Here is a 17,446-nt window from a genome sequence, read left to right as displayed (position 1 = left end):
CCCACGTTGCCCGCCTGCTACGAGAAACCCACTCGTAGCAGGCTAAAAAAAAGCAACGGTTACGCACATTGCTTCGATGCAATGTGCGTAATCGCCACTGTTATAATTCCTAGTTATTTTTCACCTACACATACTACATGTTTAGATTCGACCTAACCCTTCATCCTTTAACATGTATTACGGGAAATAACCATCCTTTTCTTCAATTGAAAAGTAATATTGTAGTTCTTTCAAAACCCCTTCGGCCTCAGGTGTTTTTCCCTGTTGACGGATTAATCGTTCCATTTCACCATAAGAGTTAAAAAGCATGAACTCAGGATCATCCTTTGGATGACTGTGAGTATGAGCTGGTGAAGAAAACGTGTTATCTGTCTTCATTTCCACTTCATCATCAGACATTTGTTCTAACTGTTGTTGTGCATTAGATAACGTTTGTTGTAATGTGTCTGGAATATTATTAACATTTTCTTGGAAATCGTTAATAATTTGCAGTAGTCTTTCCTTTTTATTCAAGGTCATCACCTATCCTCTTCCACAATTATCCTCGCTCTCTATAGTATGGCTTACGAATGATAATTTTATGAACGCAAATTAAGATAGTGTTATCACCTTTGTAACTTGTTCTGATAATGGAAGACGTATAACTAAAGTAAGACCGCCACCCTCCGTTGATTCAACATGTAAGCTACCGTTTAATTCAACAACTCTTTCTGACATTGACTGGAGTCCAAATCCAAACGTAAGCTGATCTGTACCAATTCCATTGTCTGAGAGGATGCAAATAATCTCATTATTAATTTGAGAAATCTCAATTGTAAATTCACTACACTTGCCATGTCGTATAGCGTTCGTTACTCCTTCTTGAAAGGCGTGATATAACACTTTTTTCATCAATAATGGTAATGCCGGTAATGTAGAAATATGTTTATGAATTACAATGCCTGCATGCAAACTCGTTTGCTGGACAAGTTCATTTAGTTCCACAAAGAAATCAAAAGTTGAGCCTGTATCTTTTAACATTTTCACGGAACTTCTAATATCATTTAATCCTTTTCGAATTAATTGTTGTCCAACATCTAATTTTTCTAAAGCGAGTTTCGGGTCCTTAGAAAATAAACGTTTACTTGCTTCCATTTGAACAATAGTCGTTGTTAACGTATGGCCAACAACATCGTGGATTTCTCTAGCGATGCGGTTACGTTCTTCTAGTACAGACTTTTCAGCCAACGCTTCAGACGTCTCTCGTTGCAACTGTTCTATATTTCGTGTTCGTTCCTTTACTTTCTCTTCAAGCCTATCGTTCAACTCCTGCATACTCGTATATAAGCGTGCATTTTCGATAGAGATGGCTGCCTGTGATATTAACAAATCAAGTATGGTCGCATGCTCATTTGTAAAAGCAGAAGTGGATAAATTATTTTCTAAATAAAGCATGCCCATTAAGCGTCTTTTATTTAGGATAGGTATACATATAACTGACTTTGGCTTGTGCTTGACCACATATTCATCAAAATGAAAACGACTATCTTCACTCAAATTCTCACAAATAACAGCTTCTCTTATCTTTGAACAATAATGAATCACCGATAGAGGTAACATAGATGTGTTGGTTGCTGGAACCGAGTCCATAACTTTAATTTCTTGAGTTACTCCTTTTACTCTTGTTTCTATTTCAACAAATAGTTCATCTTGTCTCTCTGACATTAGAAGACCATATTGTGCAGCTGCATTTTCCGTTACAATTTCCATGAGCTTGGTCAAAATGGATTCCACGACAATTTCCTTAGAAAGTATGTGCGATGCTTTAATTAAACTAATCGCATCAATTGATGGAGATGCTGGTTTGTACTCATGTCGTTCTAATAAAAGCGCGTTTTCTTGAATGACACTATTCGCCAATGATACCGCTCCACACTTCTTAAATAAGTTGTAGGCGTCCCTATAATAGCCTTGTGAAATGGTTTGCTTTTGTTTTTCTTTATAGATTTTAGCGATTAATGTTGTAAAAAAAGCTTTGTATTGATATAAGTTTTTCTCACCTGTGATGTCTAATGCCTCGTCGAGAGTTGTGATGGCTTTATCACTCTCACCGTTCCAATATTCCCACACTCCACGAGCAAACAAATAACGAAATAAGTAATTTTCTTTAGACTGCAACGACCACTTCTTTAATTTTTTAATCATCTTTTTTACACTATTTCGTTGTTCCTGTTCATCTACTGAACATGACAAGCAAATCGAAATGCTATAATACAACCAAAAGTCCGCCACTGCGAACCCAAAGACATTATTTTGTTTACTTAAATACGTTTCAATGTATTTCCCCTCTTTAACAGCTTTGCTAAAATCATTTGTATAAAATGAGTAGTAAACCATGGCCCATTTCATATATAACTCAACACTTCCGAAACCGTCATAAAGCGAATTAAAATGCTTATATGATTGTTCTAAATGAGCTTTTTCCTTGCTAGAATTGGTTTCACTTCTTAGTATCTCTATCATCTTCTCGATTAAATAGAAATAATGAGTAAACTCCTCTAACCGAAGTGCTTTTACATTATTCACTTGTTCTTTTATGGTAAGATGAATTTCGTCCACATGAACACCACACATCATTTGAGATAGTGTGAGTTGTACTAGTGAACCTCCTGCAACAATCACATTCCCTGATTCCCGGTTGAATTTAAAAGCACGTTGAAAGTACCCGATGTTTTGCTCAATGGGGTGTTCCAAGTGATTGATAAATCCTCCAAATATAAATTCAACTAACCCTTGAATGTAATGGTTATTATATTTATTAGCTAATGCCAATGCTTGATTTCCAAGTTGATACCCTTTTTTAAATTGCCCAAGTCCTTCAATCAGTAAAATAGAATATTCCATAAATGTAAGGGCCGCCGAGGAAGAACCTGGACTCTTAAGATGAAGTTGTACCATTTTAAGAATATGCAACCCATATAATTCTCTATTATGTAAATAGAGTGATACGCCTAGGCTTTCTAGTACGGAGAACAATAAATCGCTTTTCTCATTATCACTTTCTTTTCGATATGTATCACTAAGTTGCTGATTTCTTAATTTCAACTTAACTGCTAGCAGTTCTTTAAGGATAATAAATTTATTTGCTTTTTGCGGAAAAGAATAGCCCAGTAGCTTCAGTCCCTCATGTGCAGTTGCAATGATTTTTTCTGGATGTCGCAAGTGATGAACGATTTTCATTTTTAGTTGGATTACGTTAATCTTTTCTGCAAGAGTTAAACTATGGTCTTTAAGGATTTCTAATTCCTTTTCAGCCTCTTCTGGTTTCCCCATTAAATAGAGACATTCAATAACAGAGTACGTTAGAGAAAAACTTAAGTTATGCTCAATCCAACCATCTGAACCTAGCCATTGTAAGCCTTTATTAAAATATGACAAGGCTGAATCATAGGCGATTGCATCTTTAGCTCTTTTCCCAACCTTAAAATTATAATAAGCAATCACTTTTCGTTCTCTTTTATCGATTATCATATCCATACCAAAATTTAGTTGTTGAACTATGTCATAGGTAATATCCTTTGAGAATTTTTCACTTGTGTTTAGCTTACTTTTCCCAATTCTCCAATGAGTTTTGATTTTTACTTCAACTGGGATTTGCGCGTAAACGGCTTTCCAAATTTCATCATGGATAAACATATAAAAGCGATTTTCAGTTATAGAGGTAGAGATTGAAATATGCTCTCTTTCCTGAATAAGTCCTTCTTTCAAAGCAATTCGAATATATTCCGTGATTTCTTCTGAAGGAATAGAGCTTACTCTTTCAATTAAAGTTTGTGTAAAGACATTCCCTATACATGCGGCAATGTGCAGTATATCTCTTACTCTTTCAGAAAAGCTTGATAGTTTATGAATCATTAGGTCAACAACATTGTCTGATACATTATACTGCTCTAATAAGGTTCGGCTCATATTCCATAATCCTTTATGATGGTCAAAGAATAAAATTCTTTGGTCATAAATTGATTGAAGAGAACGATGAAGAAACAGTGGATTCCCTAATGTTTTATTTGACAATTCGGCTGCAATAAATTTCAACTGTTCCTCTGGTAAACTAATTAACTTCCCTAACCAGTTTTCAATTTCTACTAATGAAAAAGGTTTAACCACAATGTCTTTGCTTATGTTTGAATGTTCAACAGCAGCCAATAGCTCTTTCAATGAACTTTGGTTTTTATTTTCAATGCGATACGTTCCAATAACCAATAGATGAGAGTGAATCGTTAATGATACGACCTCTTTAAACCATTGGAGCGTTGCTTGATCTGCCCATTGAATGTCATCAAGAAATAAAACGAGTGGTTCATGATTTCGACGTAGACTTTGAATGAAATCATGAAACACAATTCGAAATCGATTTTCAGATTCTACGATAGGAAGATTGGATACTGGCTCTGTGTTTCCAACAATTAAACGAAAATCTGGTAACAACTCAGCAATGATATTAATATTATTTCCTAAAATCGAAGAAAAATGGTCTTTCCATTCTTGGATGACGTCAGGTCCTTGAGCAACTATAGTATGAATAAATGTTGTAAACGCTTGAATCAATGGGCCATATGGCTGTTTTTCTTCCGTTCTTTCAAATTTTCCATATAAAAACAAATAGTCGTTTTTTACATTTCCTTGAAAAAAAGAATGAATTAAGGTAGACTTTCCTACTCCTGTTTCACCTGAGACTAAAACAATTTCTAATTCTCCATTTTTTACATTTTCCAAGCTTTGTTCAAGCTGGGCTTTTTCTTCTTCTCTTCCGACAAATTCTATTTTGGAAAAGGATAGGTCTGTTACATGGTCTTTTTCCCCTAATGTAAATGCTTGTCTTTCTTCCATTGCTTTTTTGATATCTTCTATAAATCCAAAGGCACTCTGATATCTGTCATCCGGAGTTTTTGCCAACAACTTCATAACAATGTTAGATGCTGATTTTGGTATTGAGGGTGTCATCGTATGAGGCTCGACAGGTAATTTTCCGATATGAGCATGAATCCATTCTAGATAATCATTTCCTTGAAATGGTTTAGATGAGGTTAAAAGTAAATACAACGTGACACCAAGAGAATAAAAATCTGTTCTATAATCAACTATCCTTCCAATCCTTCCCGTTTGTTCCGGAGACAGGTAGGGTGCAGCATGCTCAATTAGACGTTGAATTTGTGAACTTGTAAGCGAGTTAGAAAAAGTCGTAGAAAAAGAAAAATCAGTCAAGCGAATTTCTTTTGTGTCTGGAGTAATTAAGATTGATGATGGATTAATAAAATGGTGAACGATTCTATGTTGATGTATATTTCCAATCACTTTTGCAATTCGTATTGAGATGTCATAAAAGTCTTGTAGTGAAGGTTGATATTGAGAGATATATTGTTCAAGCGTGATAACTGGATAGTCTTTACTAACGAGATATGCATTCTTTTTCGGAATCGGTTCATGGTATAAAGTGAATGGTAAAATAAACTCTTCAGAAAGGCTTAATCCCCTATCGACCTCTCGTTTAAAAGATTCTATTTGCTCAAACGTGGGGTGGTCATATAACGATGTTTTAATGATTACGGTCTCATTCGATTCAATTGACCTTGCCCGGTAAAGGATAGTATCTTTTCCTTCAACTATTTTTTCTTGAAATTCAAATCCTGCTATCATAAAACCTCTCCTCACAGATTGAACGTCATTCATAGTGTTTCACACACATTATAGCTTATAGAATAATCTATTTTTAGTGAAGATAGTCATACCTAGGTCATGATTGAAAGTCTAATTCATTTAGGTAGACAATTGCCTTTGCACGGTCTTTTACACCAAGCTTGCTGTATATTTCACTAATGTAATTCTTGACTGTGCCTTCAGTGATAAATAGTTCTTCTGCAATTTTTTTATTACTTAACCCTTTGACGACTAAATTAGCCACTTCTCTCTCTCTCTCGGAGAAATGAATACCTTGTTTTTTTAACTTTCCTAAATTCAGTTCATGTTCCATTACCGTGTTTAAACTGGCGAGCCGTTTAGCTAACTTCACTGCAACGACTTGAGGTACCATCAATTGACCTCCAACTGCATCTCGTATAGAAGATATCAATTGGTCATAGTTCATGTCTTTTAATAAAAAGCCATCAACTCCGTTTGATAGAGCTTCAATAATATATTCTTCTTCAGCAAAAGTCGTTAATATTAAAATGCAAGTCTTTGGTTGGTTCTTTTTTATTTCTATTAAACTTTGTATTCCGTTCATTCGAGGCATTTGTATATCTAGTAAAACAACATCAGGCTGATACTCTTTTGTTTTTTCGATCGCGTCCATCCCATCTTGTGCAGTGGCTACGACTTTCATATCCTCTTCTAGGTCTATAATCGTACGCAAGCCTTCTCGCATTAAAGTTTGGTCATCCGCAATGAGTACTTTTAACCCCATGTCGCCTCTTCCTTCCCTGTATACCTAGCCTTGGCTAAGTTCATCTCACTTGAATTTTATCACAGAATCTGACAAATGTGCATTTTCTTTTTACTTCTATTATTGCTTGATTTGGTGCGATTTTTGACCTGAATGTTCGGAATCCGTAATTTTTTTCCTTTTCTTCCTTTGTTCGTCTTTGCTATGATAGATAAAAGTGAGGGGGTTAATGGCAATGCAACTTCAACAAGTCTTAGACACACTTGAAAATCGACCAGTATCAATTTTAGGGAATCGTTCATTTATGAAATCAGCTGTCATGCTGCCACTCATACAAAAAGAAGACGGTCTCCATGTGTTGTTTGAAATTAGAGCATTACATTTAAACAGCCAACCTGGGGAAATTTGTTTTCCAGGCGGAAAAGTAGATACTTCCGATGATGACGTTGAGGCTACAGCTACAAGGGAACTATGTGAGGAACTAGGACTAGAAAAACAAATGGTTACTTGCTATGCACAACTTGATGTCCTTGTTACACCGTTTCGGGGAATTATTTATCCTTTTGTAGGCGAAATCATCAAACCTGAGCATATTCGTCCGAATCCGGATGAGGTGGCAAAGACCTTTACTGTGCCTTTATCTCACCTATTGCATACAAAACCTGAAGTATACGATATGAACATATCCTTTGATGCGGGACCAACATTTCCTTTTGATAAAATACCAAACAAACTAGCATATAATAAAAGAACGCACACGGTTTCAGAGTTCTTTTATTACTATGAAGATTATGTAATTTGGGGATTAACAGCAAAAATTCTCCATCATTTCCTAGAACTTCTTAAAGGCGACATAAGCACCCTTAAGAAGTAAGTAGGATAAAGGAGAATTGTTCTGTTACTCTTGTTCTTTTTTTCGGTCATGGGGAAGTAAGCTGATAAATACCAAGCTAATGGTTGCAAAGATTGCGATTCCCCAAAAGACAGTAGATAAAGCATGGATTAGTCCTTGTTGAAGGATGATGATTTCTCCTGCCGATAGAGAAGTCTCCCCTGTACGGTCGAGCAAGCGCTGCACCGCATCTGTTGTAACTTCAAAAGACAATATGTCCTGATGTTCTTGTAAATAGCGAATTAATCTACTATTTAATAATCCACCCAGAAGTGCGACCCCGACCGCTCCTCCTAATGTTCTCATAAACATATTGGCTGCGGTTGCGGTCCCTCTCTGTTTCCAATCTACATTGCTTTGAATCGCTACGATAAAAGTAGTCGTTGAGAACCCCATTCCTACCCCAATAAAGAAGGACCCAACACCTGCCCAAACTGGTGTATTCACATAAGGAAGGGTGATGTAAAAAAGAGACCCAAAGACAAGCGCACTCCCTCCTAAGACAGCTGTCCAACGAAAGCCCATTTTTAACATTAACTTCCCAGCTATCGTTGAAGAAAGCGGCCACCCAATGGAAATCATCGTAACAGTAAACCCTGCAATCATTGCTGGTTTACTCATAACCCCTTGAACATATGTAGGTAAAAAAGACGACACCGCTAGTAATAACGCACCTGATGTAAAAGAGGCTAGATTCGCAAAAAGAATTAATTTATCCTTCCAAATGTCTAACGATATAATCGGGTCAGGTGTTCGTTTCTCTTGTGCGATAAACGTAAGTAAAGCAAGGCTAAAAACAACGACGGAGACGATAACTTCTGTGGAATTCCAGGCCCACTCCGTTCCTCCTTGAATAAGGATAAGCATAACAGCAGTCACACTTATAAAAAGCAAAGTTGCACCCCAATAATCAATCGTATGTTTTTTTGTTTCCACTTCTTCTTTTAAAAAGAGGACAACCCCAATAATAGAAAGAATACCAAATGGAATGTTCATCCAAAATATCCAGGACCAGTGCAGGTATTCAACAAATACGCCACCTAACACAGGTCCAAGAATTGAGGAAATCCCCCAAATACTCGCTAGGTAGCCTTGGATACTTGCACGCTCTTCTTTTGTATACATATCGCCCACAATCGTCGTAGCAATTGGCTGAACCGCTCCTGCACCTAATCCTTGAATAAAACGGGCCAATATGAGCAATTCCATTGAACCAGCCAATCCACAAATAAGTGAACCAATTAAAAATATTATAATTCCAATCGAAAATATAATTTTACGGCCAAATAAATCAGACAGTTTTCCATATATCGGTATAGTGACAACTTGCATGAGCAAGTAAGAACCAAATACCCAAGTGAATAATGAAAATCCACCTAAATCAGCCACAATCCCGGGCATTGCTGTAGCAACAATCGTTGCTTCGACCGCAGCCATAAACATCGCTAAAATAATTGCTGCTAACACGATGGGTCGTTTTGTTTTCATAAAAGCCTCCGCTCTAAAGCATTTATGTCATTATACCGTGTTCAAGCCATGGGAGAAAAGTTAGAAATGAGACATAACCCTATTTTCATTATCCACAAAACTGCCGAATCATGACTACTCTGAGTTGGATTGGGAAACGTCGTTTACATTGGGTAATGGAGTTGGACAAAGAATTTATAACTATTTCCCTTTACAATATACTTCGAAATACAAAAAAACACTGATTACCTTATTCAATAGTCAATCGAGTGCTTTATCCATATATTTTTCTTTTAATCAACGAGCCTGTTAATTATCTTAATCCTTTGGGATAATGTTTATGACACTATGAAATTGGTGATTCGGTGCGATTCACTGCCCTATAGAACAGGTTGTGTAAAAATCAGTTTCCCTTATAATTCTCATTTTTTCATATCGGTATCTCTATAAATCAAATCTGACAAGTTAAAAGTTATGTCTAGCTACAAAACCTATAAATTGTCAATTCCTTCTTGAAACATATCAAGTATAAATTCGTCAAAACTTCTGTAATGCATTACTGGTTCTTTCCCACTTCTATCCCCGCAATAAACTTTTTCACCTTCCGTAATACCTAGAATGCACATGAAAAATTCTCCACCGTCATAAATTACTACCTTATCATTATTTAATCCTAATTTCCTGTATCTTTCAGTGGTATTCACTACAGAAGCACCCAGATCCCCTTCAATGCCTTATATCTCAATTCCGCATATTCCACCAGAACCAAAGTTTTTAACGTACTCACGATATCCTTTGGGAAATTTCAAATTAAGTGTAGCTTCAGCATGTTGAATATATTCTTCAGAGACCTCTCCGAATAAATCCCCCTTTACCCGATATTTCTTAATCAAATCTAAAATCTCTTTGTTCATAGTAAACCTCCAGATTATTCATTTGCACGCATCTTCCAATATTTTTTTCTAAAGTTATCGTACTGTTTCATTTGGTAAACCCTTCTAGAAACGTCTACTTCGATTCCAGATACTTTAACAGTACCCTTTACCTCAAGAGCAGTATATTTTTCAGGCAACCACTCTAATTCAACTTGTGCAGAAGATAGCTTTGTGGATTTAAGATTACCCGTACCATTACCAGGCAATCTCACAGACCCATTTTCATTAGCTACTAGATACCGGAGTGATGAGTTTCCCAATGTTAGAATGTTGCCTGTTTTAGAGCTTACTTGGATTGTTAGTTTCGTTGTACCATAGCCTAGTCCTACGACTTCTCCGACTCGGACGGTGGCGTTTCCGAAAGAGCGTGCTTCTTCAAAACTTGCGGTTCCACTTAGGACCGTTTTTGCGTTTTGGAAGAAAACGGTGAAGGCGTCGGTATATTCGGTTACGATACCTGTCTTGATGTCGTTTGCTATCGTTCCACCAAGTTGTTTCAAGCTGAAGTTACCTTCTGGTGTTGAGCCCATGTGATAAAGCGACCATGCAAACTGAGTTCGTACCTTATGATCCTTAGTAAATTGATCGATGTAATATAATAGTTCAACTGCTCCCTTTATGTCTTCGTAAAGTTGTTCTCCTACACCGTAGGCCAATCCAAGTTGGCTCTGCACACTTCCTCTGCTTTGGGAAAAGGAAGTAAAGGCTAGCTCAACCACTTCTCGGTTGGACATTATCGATGCGAGAAGTTCGCCGGTAGTGACTATCGATCGCCATTTGCTAGCGGCTTCCTCAATTTTGGTGAAGGTGCTTTTCAATAGACCAGAGCTTACTACATTGTATACGATTTGTTGAGTGACCTTCTGTTTAAATGTTACATAAGCTCCGTTTAGCATCTCCCATGAACTTGGCCTTGTTTGATAGGAATGTTGAAGTATGGAAGCAAGTGTACGCGTAAGATCAATTTTCCCTTGAAACCAACTTTGTATATTTCTAACAGACTCTAGTGCTGTTTGAGCTTTATCGTTTAAATAATTTAAATCGAACAATGAAAAGGTATGATTTCTTTACTTTTTTGAGTGGTAAAGGTTACAGCTTGTTGATACCAATGATATGGTTTATTAAGCGTTTGTTCCTTGGCTTGGGTTACTTTATTTTCAATGTACGAACTGTTAAGGACCTTGTAAACCTTTGCCATTAATTTTATTGTTTTCACATCTGCTGTGCGTACTTTCGGCTTTTTTAAAGTGAATTTGACTTTAGTTCCTTTAAACGCATTCAAAATGTATGTTTTGACCGATTTTCTTGAAAGAGTATGCTTTTTTCCTAGACTCACTAGTCTTTTTTCATTGTTTGAGTACGCGGTCATCGATTGGTTTGTAAATTTCTCAATCGCTTTTAGTTGTTGTTCAATGTCAAGAAGAGCTCGTTGTACATCGTCTAAGCGCCCACCAATGTTGCGTCTTGCTGCAATCTTCCTATCTAAACTATTCGATACTGACTTTATATTTCCTCTTGTGGAGGATATCATTGTTCTTTGTTTCTCTATCTGACTGATTTCTTGTAGAATCTCATTTATTCGTATATCAATCCGAGACACACTCCCACCCCGCTTTTTCAAAGACATGTAACTCAAAGAAATACGTACACATTAATTTTGTCTTAGGTGTGTAGAAGATTGTTTTTTTTACGAGTTTGCTTTTGCAGCAGCTGCCTCTCTTGCGGCTTTTTCTGCGGCGGCTTTTTCTGCCGCCTCTTCTTCTCTTCTTATTTCATATGCCACAGATTTGATATCTTCTTGTATGGAAATAATACGATTGGCTAAATTTCCTAAATCCTTATTAAGACGTAGAATCGAGTTGTTTACATACTTAATTTCAGTTCCTCTCCATACACCCCCTATACTCCCACGTGTCTGCTCTAAACTATTTTTCCTATCAGAAAGAATCCTTGCATTACGTGCAAGTTCACTGGCCTGTTGTATGGCCCAATTCACATTGATACTCACGTCATCACCTTCTTAACAGTATTCGTATATCCACAAACTTGGGCAGGCAGGAATCGATATTACTGTCCTCCCCAAAACCTTGGATGCGATAGAGAAATAGAGGGATCCCCAAAAGACAAAACTGCCTTTTGGGGACGACTCACTTATTTAAATGCTCCAGCATTTGTGTTAATAGTAGTTTCAGCCGTATTATAGCTCTCAACTGTCATATCTAAAAATTTTGCATACGCGTCAACAATCTCACGGTAATTCTCAAACTTTGGAGCGAGGGCATTAAAGTTTGCACGTATCGTTTCAGATGCATCACTTTGCCATGTTGCAGAAAGTTCATTCATTTCCTTTTTAATTTCTTCAAGTCGTACCATGAGGTTTGTATTTATAGAACGAACGGTACCCGCCGTCTTCGAAACCTCTCCTAGCGTAATTGTAATTCCTTCCAAAGACATATTAAATTCCTCCTTTTTAACTACATATTAGTTTGTTAGTCTTTTTGCATTGTTAGCAATTTCACTTTGAGTTTGACGATAGGCTTTGGCACTTAATCTAAGAAACTCTGCATACTCTTTCATCAACTTTGTCATTCTTTGAAAATCATCAGTAAATCCTTTGATTTGTGTTACATACGCAGTATTATCTACACCTTTCCAAGCGGCTCCCATGCTATCTATTTCTTGAAAGAGTTGAAGATAGAGCTTTTCATAATCCGCTGATTGTGAATCCACTTTGGTAGCTGCAGTTTCTAGTCTTGCAGGGTCAACAACAATTCTTCTTGACATAGGTAAAACTCCTTTCAAACATTTTGTTAGTTTTTATATCAACATCAGCTTTGACCCATTGATTAATTCTAGGTCTAACACTGATTTGTTAATATCAAGTACCTCTCCGGTATGTCGATCACAAATTACATTCTCGTGTGAGATAAAATAACCAGCTGTCATATCTTCTAAAGCTCGTACTAATAAAATTTTAATTTCATAGACTTTACTAGTGAGTGGAAGATAAACATCAAAGTGATTATTTAAAACAGGAACATATACTTCTACTAAAATTTTATTCATCACTCTACACCTCCACGGTATCCTGTATTGGTGTTAATGAAGGTGATAGTAATTTAACAAGAGTGAGTCTTCCTTTTTCCATAACATATCCTGAATCTTCACCGATGTCTTGATAAATGGTATTGTTCGCTTTTATCTTAAGTTTAAATTGATAGTCTCCAATTCCATTACCTACCCAAATGCCATCACTTAGTGACACGTTCTTTTTAAACCATGGCTCAAGCGAATAGCCTGAGATGTCCTCTGCTCGTTCAACCATAATTACTGTGACGTTATACTCAACTTCACCTTTTTCTAACAAGACACGAATTTTATCCTTTGAGTCTTCAGTTAGCCTTGATAACAGTCCTGTAAGAGAGTGAATGATGCATATCAATCTATCAAACGTAGGAGGCTCTATCCCTTGCTCTAGCGCATCTTTATAAGTATTATTACGCTCGACCAAGGTGCTAAACAGTTGAACAACTTGTCGCTCAAGTTGGGCATCTTTATCCCCATACTGATACTGATAGGTTGAAGGACCTCTGGCAAACATCGCTAATGGGTCAAAGACTAGGACATCTATCTTGTCTTGTAGGTGAGTCACTTCTGCTAAACCTTGAATGAAATGAGCGTTATCAAAACTATCAAGTAACACCATATTGATATAGGAACGGTAAAAGTCGTAATAAGCAATTTCTAAACTATTTTTTTCAACCCCTACTGGAATTTGCATAGGATTTTGGTTTACTATCTCCTCCTTTAGATAATTTATATCAACCCGCTCTGGTAGAACAGGGATTTTCTTGGCACTCTCATGAGTCCATATAGCGGCATATTCTTCACAGTAAGTCCTGATATAATCAAACACATTTTCTTCTGTAGCTGTTACATGCGCAATTTGAAACTCATATATTTTGTCTAATTTAAACAGGCCTCTGCCCTTATGCTTAGACGGGTATAATCCATATACATTCCCTAGAATGGTAGAATAGTCTGTTTCGTCATTAAGTTGCAGGACATACATTTGTTTAAAATTTTGTTGTATCCGGAACCGAACTGCCCCTGTATTTAACGCTGTTACGATAAAATAAATCCCATATTTTAAACCTTCTCTTGTTAGGTAGCTTATCGCTTCTTCTTTATCCTCATACGTTTCTGTAAAAGCTGAATAGTTATGAACAACGACCACAACCACTGGAATTTGCTCATTTGTCCCACGGAGATACGAATGATAATCTCCACCATAATCCGCAAACTTTTTCTTTCGGTTCATTATTTCTGAATCTAGCATCTTGAATAAATTGTCTATTTTTTCAGCATCACTCGAAAAGAGAACATCGCCTACATGAGGTGCCTTTGCAAAAGCTCGTAATGTCTCAGCACTAAAATCCAACACATAAAAATGTACTTCATCAGGGGTATGCGACTCCATCACTGAATATAGTAATGTTGTTAAAAAAGTCGTCTTCCCATTTCCAGCTGAACCATATATAATCGCATTTCCTTCACTTGTTAATGGAAATGACAATTCCATTTGTTTTTGATTCGTTGGGTCATCCACTTCTCCAATGATTGGGTTTATGATACCCCTTTGCTTACTGGAACTATTGTATTTTTGTTTTAAATCGTTTATATAAATCTTCGCTGGGATAGGGTCTAACCAAATCTTTTTAATAGAGATTTTTTCTTCTTGAGCAATGGTAGCTAAGTATTTGGTAACTTCATCGATTTGTTTAGGCGGATTTGTTCCTTTTCGTTTATCAATCCGAACGTCCTTAACAATTCGTCCTAATGTATCGATGATGGTGACACCATCATCTTGTATACTTTCCACTCGGTCAGATGGGTAATACGGTGCCCCTGCCCAAGAAGATTGCCCAAGCTCGAATAATTCATTAAAGCCTACCTGTAAATAAAAGCGACCCGTAACTGATAACTCGGCGGCATCTGGTCGTTTTATGACATCCATACTATCGGCTTTCTCTTGTACCTTTAGAGAAATTCTAAATTTACTGTTACTCCAAATTTGATCATCGACAACACCCGATGGTTTTTGTGTTGCTAGGATTAAGTGAACACCTAAACTTCGCCCAATCCTTGCTGCACTCACAAGCTGTTCCATAAATTCAGGTTGTTGTGTTTTTAACTCTGCAAACTCATCTGAAATAATAAACAGGTGCTGCACCGGTTCTTGTACTTTTCGTTCGCGGTACAATTTTTGATATTTATAAATGTCAATGTTACTAACTTCAATCGCTTTGCTTGCTTCGTTAAATAAGGCTTGACGTCGCTTTAACTCACTTTGGATAGAAAGTAATGAACGATTCACAGCAGCCCCATCTAAGTTCGTGATCGTCCCCGCTAGATGAGGAAGATTTGTAAATGTATGGGCCATTCCCCCACCTTTATAATCAATTAAAATAAAGGCTACTTCATGTGGGTGAAAATTAACGGCAAGCGATAAAATAAAGGTCATAATAAACTCACTCTTACCAGAACCCGTCATCCCGGCTACTAAACCGTGAGGACCGTGAAACCTCTCATGCAAATCTAGGTTAAACCAACCACCACTTGTATTAACTCCTATTCTCGTTTCTAGGTTAATCGTCGGGTCATTTTCCTTCCAACGTGTTAATGCATTTAAGTGTTCGATTTTTCCTACTTCAAACATTTCTAAAAAGGTTAGCATATTAGGCAAAATATAAGCTGAATCCGAAGTTATTAACTGAGTATTAGCTAATTTTATCGCAAGTTTTTCTTCATCCCCTTTTAAATACCCCTCTGGTTGAACGGCTGTGTACTTGCCGGAAATATCATTTTTATCAAACAGTTTTGTTACTTTCTGCCCTAAATCTAGTACCATTGTACATTGAATTGGTAAATCAATTACTTGATCATATAAATGGATGATACTAAACCCATAATTCACTTTTTTCTTATAGAGTGAGCGAATAATTTCAGCTTTTTCTAGTAATTTTTTATCAAGAGCAAAAATCACAAAATAAGGCGAAATTTCTCCTATATTTTGTCCATCTGAAAGAGTCTCTCTTTTCGCTAATTCTCTTTCAAGGTAAACGGAAAGCTCTTTGATTTCACTAGGCTTCGTTGCAATAAAACGAATGCCACTTTCTTTATCCCATACATGAGGAAACCACTTAACAAAATTCCAGACATCTTGCTCTTTTTTATCATAGAGAAAGACCATCTTAACTTCATCGTAGGAATGAAGAGAGGCGATTTGGATGATAAGGTTCTTGGCTACATCTATCCCACGACTGCGATTTCCAACAATCCCATTAATTGTTTTTTGAACTAATGAAAGAGTTATCGGAACTTGTACTAGTTCTTTAGGAGATTGAGCGAGTTGGTATAATTCTTCTTGTAAATTATCATCTTCTAGGCTAAAACGCTTTTCAGGGTAACGAATATCTGCTTCAAGTGGCCGATTTCCGAGCCCCAGTCGTAATGCTAAAAAGTCATTTTGCTCACGTGTACGTTCCCATAACTTACTTGATGTTTCCTTAATCCTGTTAACACACTCTCCAACGGTTACAAAATTTTCGTGAAGTATCTCACTTTGGTGGATACATTCTTGTTTAATCACTTCTCCCATATCTTTTAGATACTTTGAATACTTTTCTTGTCGTAGCTTTTCTTTCTCTACTCGCTTTTTTCTTTCATATTTCCTCGTTAGAATTGGAAATAGAACAGAACCTATTAACATACTAACGGACATCATTAGTGTTGGAATGGCAAACATTAGATTTCCGTTGTTACTAAGTGCATATTGAATCGTAAAAACCCCTATTACTAAAGAAGCTAATGCCATTGTAATAGACGGACCAATCATTAACATCAATGGCGTTTCTTCCATGTTCCCTAGTGCAGGGGGAGGATCAACCTTAATTTCTCTTCTTTCGATGTCCCTTTTGAACCGCGGAGACCGATAGAACGTATTCATAACAGAGTCGTTCTCTTCAAGTAATTCAAGCTCTTCTTCAACAAATTCAACCTCTTGTTGCATGAATGGCTTTAATACAGTTTGATTAATAGTTACCTTTCCGTCTGGATTGTTTAACGCAATAAACCCTTGACCTACTATGATTTTCAATCCTATTATAGTGATTACATCACCAGGTTTTAGTTTTTTTTCTGCTAAGCGTTCTCCGTTTATATATGTTCCATTAGATTGACTTATATTTTTTAAATAGATTTGATTGTCGCTACAGCGAAGTGTTGCATGATTGGATGAGACATACTTATTTTGAAAAGAGATATCACATCGTTCACTTCGACCAATTAACAATTCACAAGTCGAAGGTAATATAAACTTAGTATATTTTTTTCTATCATGTGTAATAGGGTCAGCATATAATAAGACAGTTTCATTTGAACGAGGGATGTATATACGATATACTTCAGTTTCTTCAATATGTTTCTCTTTTATCTTATTGTTTTGTTCATCTAATATGTAAGCCTTACGATTAGATTTGAGGAGCCATTTCCCCTCCACACCTTCAACACAAATAATCTTCTCTTCATACTCATTTTTGCCTTTGTGAGTAACCCAAAATTGTCCTTGCACCTTTGTAGGGAGGACACAATCATATACTATGCTTCCTTTAAAAAGTGAAAGTAGCATAAAAAAACTCCTAACTAACTAAACTACTACTGTTATTTTTT

Annotated in this window: 12 protein-coding genes and 1 pseudogene; 1 reads left to right on the top strand and 12 read right to left on the bottom strand. The window is 36.6% G+C overall.

Features of this window, described 5'->3' with window-relative positions; genetic code table 11:
• Window positions 1-177 precede the first annotated feature (177 nt).
• The 3 genes from BK585_RS06745 to BK585_RS06735 all read right to left on the bottom strand — a co-directional run bounded on the left by BK585_RS06745 (window position 178) and on the right by BK585_RS06735 (window position 6,442).
• A complete protein-coding gene (locus BK585_RS06745) occupies window positions 178-519 on the bottom strand; it encodes a hypothetical protein (protein WP_078552715.1) in 342 nt (113 codons plus the stop codon).
• Between the two features lie 72 nt (window positions 520-591).
• A complete protein-coding gene (locus tag BK585_RS06740; RefSeq protein WP_170885498.1) occupies window positions 592-5,676 on the bottom strand; it encodes an AAA family ATPase in 5,085 nt (1,694 codons plus the stop codon).
• A 97-nt stretch (window positions 5,677-5,773) separates the two neighbouring features.
• A complete protein-coding gene (locus BK585_RS06735) occupies window positions 5,774-6,442 on the bottom strand; it encodes a response regulator (protein ID WP_078552713.1) in 669 nt (222 codons plus the stop codon).
• 214 nt (window positions 6,443-6,656) lie between these two features.
• Between BK585_RS06735 and BK585_RS06730 the strand changes: the two genes are divergently transcribed.
• On the top strand, window positions 6,657-7,295 hold the full coding sequence (locus BK585_RS06730; protein ID WP_078552712.1) for an NUDIX hydrolase: 639 nt from the start codon (window positions 6,657-6,659) through the stop codon (window positions 7,293-7,295).
• A 24-nt stretch (window positions 7,296-7,319) separates the two neighbouring features.
• Here the strand turns inward: BK585_RS06730 and BK585_RS06725 are convergent, their stop codons facing one another.
• From BK585_RS06725 to essC, 9 genes and pseudogenes are all read right to left on the bottom strand, one after another.
• On the bottom strand, window positions 7,320-8,801 hold the full coding sequence (locus BK585_RS06725) for an MDR family MFS transporter (RefSeq protein WP_078552711.1): 1,482 nt from the start codon (window positions 8,799-8,801) through the stop codon (window positions 7,320-7,322).
• 470 nt (window positions 8,802-9,271) lie between these two features.
• Window positions 9,272-9,694 (bottom strand): annotated as a pseudogene (locus BK585_RS06720) (SMI1/KNR4 family protein).
• 14 nt (window positions 9,695-9,708) lie between these two features.
• A complete protein-coding gene (locus tag BK585_RS24410) occupies window positions 9,709-10,764 on the bottom strand; it encodes a hypothetical protein (RefSeq protein WP_245805795.1) in 1,056 nt (351 codons plus the stop codon).
• Window positions 10,752-11,315: a hypothetical protein gene (locus BK585_RS06710; RefSeq protein WP_078552710.1), complete on the bottom strand. Its 564-nt coding sequence runs from the start codon at window positions 11,313-11,315 to the stop codon at window positions 10,752-10,754. The genes BK585_RS24410 and BK585_RS06710 overlap by 13 nt, the downstream gene beginning before the upstream one ends.
• Window positions 11,316-11,402: 87 nt before the next feature.
• Window positions 11,403-11,723 carry a hypothetical protein gene (locus BK585_RS06705; protein ID WP_078552709.1) on the bottom strand — a complete coding sequence of 107 codons (321 nt, stop codon included), beginning with the start codon at window positions 11,721-11,723 and terminating at the stop codon, window positions 11,403-11,405.
• Between the two features lie 143 nt (window positions 11,724-11,866).
• Complete coding sequence (locus tag BK585_RS06700) at window positions 11,867-12,169, bottom strand: pore-forming ESAT-6 family protein (RefSeq protein WP_078552708.1); 303 nt, start codon at window positions 12,167-12,169, stop codon at window positions 11,867-11,869.
• A 27-nt stretch (window positions 12,170-12,196) separates the two neighbouring features.
• The gene (locus tag BK585_RS06695; RefSeq protein WP_078552707.1) at window positions 12,197-12,499 is read right to left on the bottom strand and encodes a WXG100 family type VII secretion target; all 303 of its coding nucleotides are present in this window, start codon (window positions 12,497-12,499) and stop codon (window positions 12,197-12,199) included.
• A 33-nt stretch (window positions 12,500-12,532) separates the two neighbouring features.
• A complete protein-coding gene (locus BK585_RS06690; RefSeq protein WP_078556663.1) occupies window positions 12,533-12,781 on the bottom strand; it encodes a methyltransferase in 249 nt (82 codons plus the stop codon).
• Between the two features lie 4 nt (window positions 12,782-12,785).
• Window positions 12,786-17,405: a type VII secretion protein EssC gene (essC, locus tag BK585_RS06685; protein WP_078552706.1), complete on the bottom strand. Its 4,620-nt coding sequence runs from the start codon at window positions 17,403-17,405 to the stop codon at window positions 12,786-12,788.
• Window positions 17,406-17,446: the final 41 nt, after the last annotated feature.

This window comes from Bacillus alkalicellulosilyticus (assembly GCF_002019795.1).
Classification (GTDB): Bacteria; Bacillota; Bacilli; order Bacillales; family Bacillaceae_F; genus Bacillus_AO; species Bacillus_AO alkalicellulosilyticum.
Note: the sequence above shows the minus strand (reverse complement) of the source record. Positions and strands in the feature narration are given on the sequence as shown.

What these genes read in the sequence shown, in the direction of transcription:
- BK585_RS06745 (WP_078552715.1), bottom strand. Translation starts at nt 519, where the DNA reads ATGACCTTGAATAAAAAGGAAAGACTACTGCAAATTATTAACGATTTC.
- BK585_RS06740 (WP_170885498.1), bottom strand. Translation starts at nt 5,676, where the DNA reads ATGATAGCAGGATTTGAATTTCAAGAAAAAATAGTTGAAGGAAAAGAT.
- BK585_RS06735 (WP_078552713.1), bottom strand. Translation starts at nt 6,442, where the DNA reads ATGGGGTTAAAAGTACTCATTGCGGATGACCAAACTTTAATGCGAGAA.
- BK585_RS06730 (WP_078552712.1), top strand. Translation starts at nt 6,657, where the DNA reads ATGCAACTTCAACAAGTCTTAGACACACTTGAAAATCGACCAGTATCA.
- BK585_RS06725 (WP_078552711.1), bottom strand. Translation starts at nt 8,801, where the DNA reads ATGAAAACAAAACGACCCATCGTGTTAGCAGCAATTATTTTAGCGATG.
- BK585_RS06700 (WP_078552708.1), bottom strand. Translation starts at nt 12,169, where the DNA reads ATGTCTTTGGAAGGAATTACAATTACGCTAGGAGAGGTTTCGAAGACG.
- BK585_RS06695 (WP_078552707.1), bottom strand. Translation starts at nt 12,499, where the DNA reads ATGTCAAGAAGAATTGTTGTTGACCCTGCAAGACTAGAAACTGCAGCT.
- BK585_RS06690 (WP_078556663.1), bottom strand. Translation starts at nt 12,781, where the DNA reads ATGAATAAAATTTTAGTAGAAGTATATGTTCCTGTTTTAAATAATCAC.
- essC (WP_078552706.1), bottom strand. Translation starts at nt 17,405, where the DNA reads ATGCTACTTTCACTTTTTAAAGGAAGCATAGTATATGATTGTGTCCTC.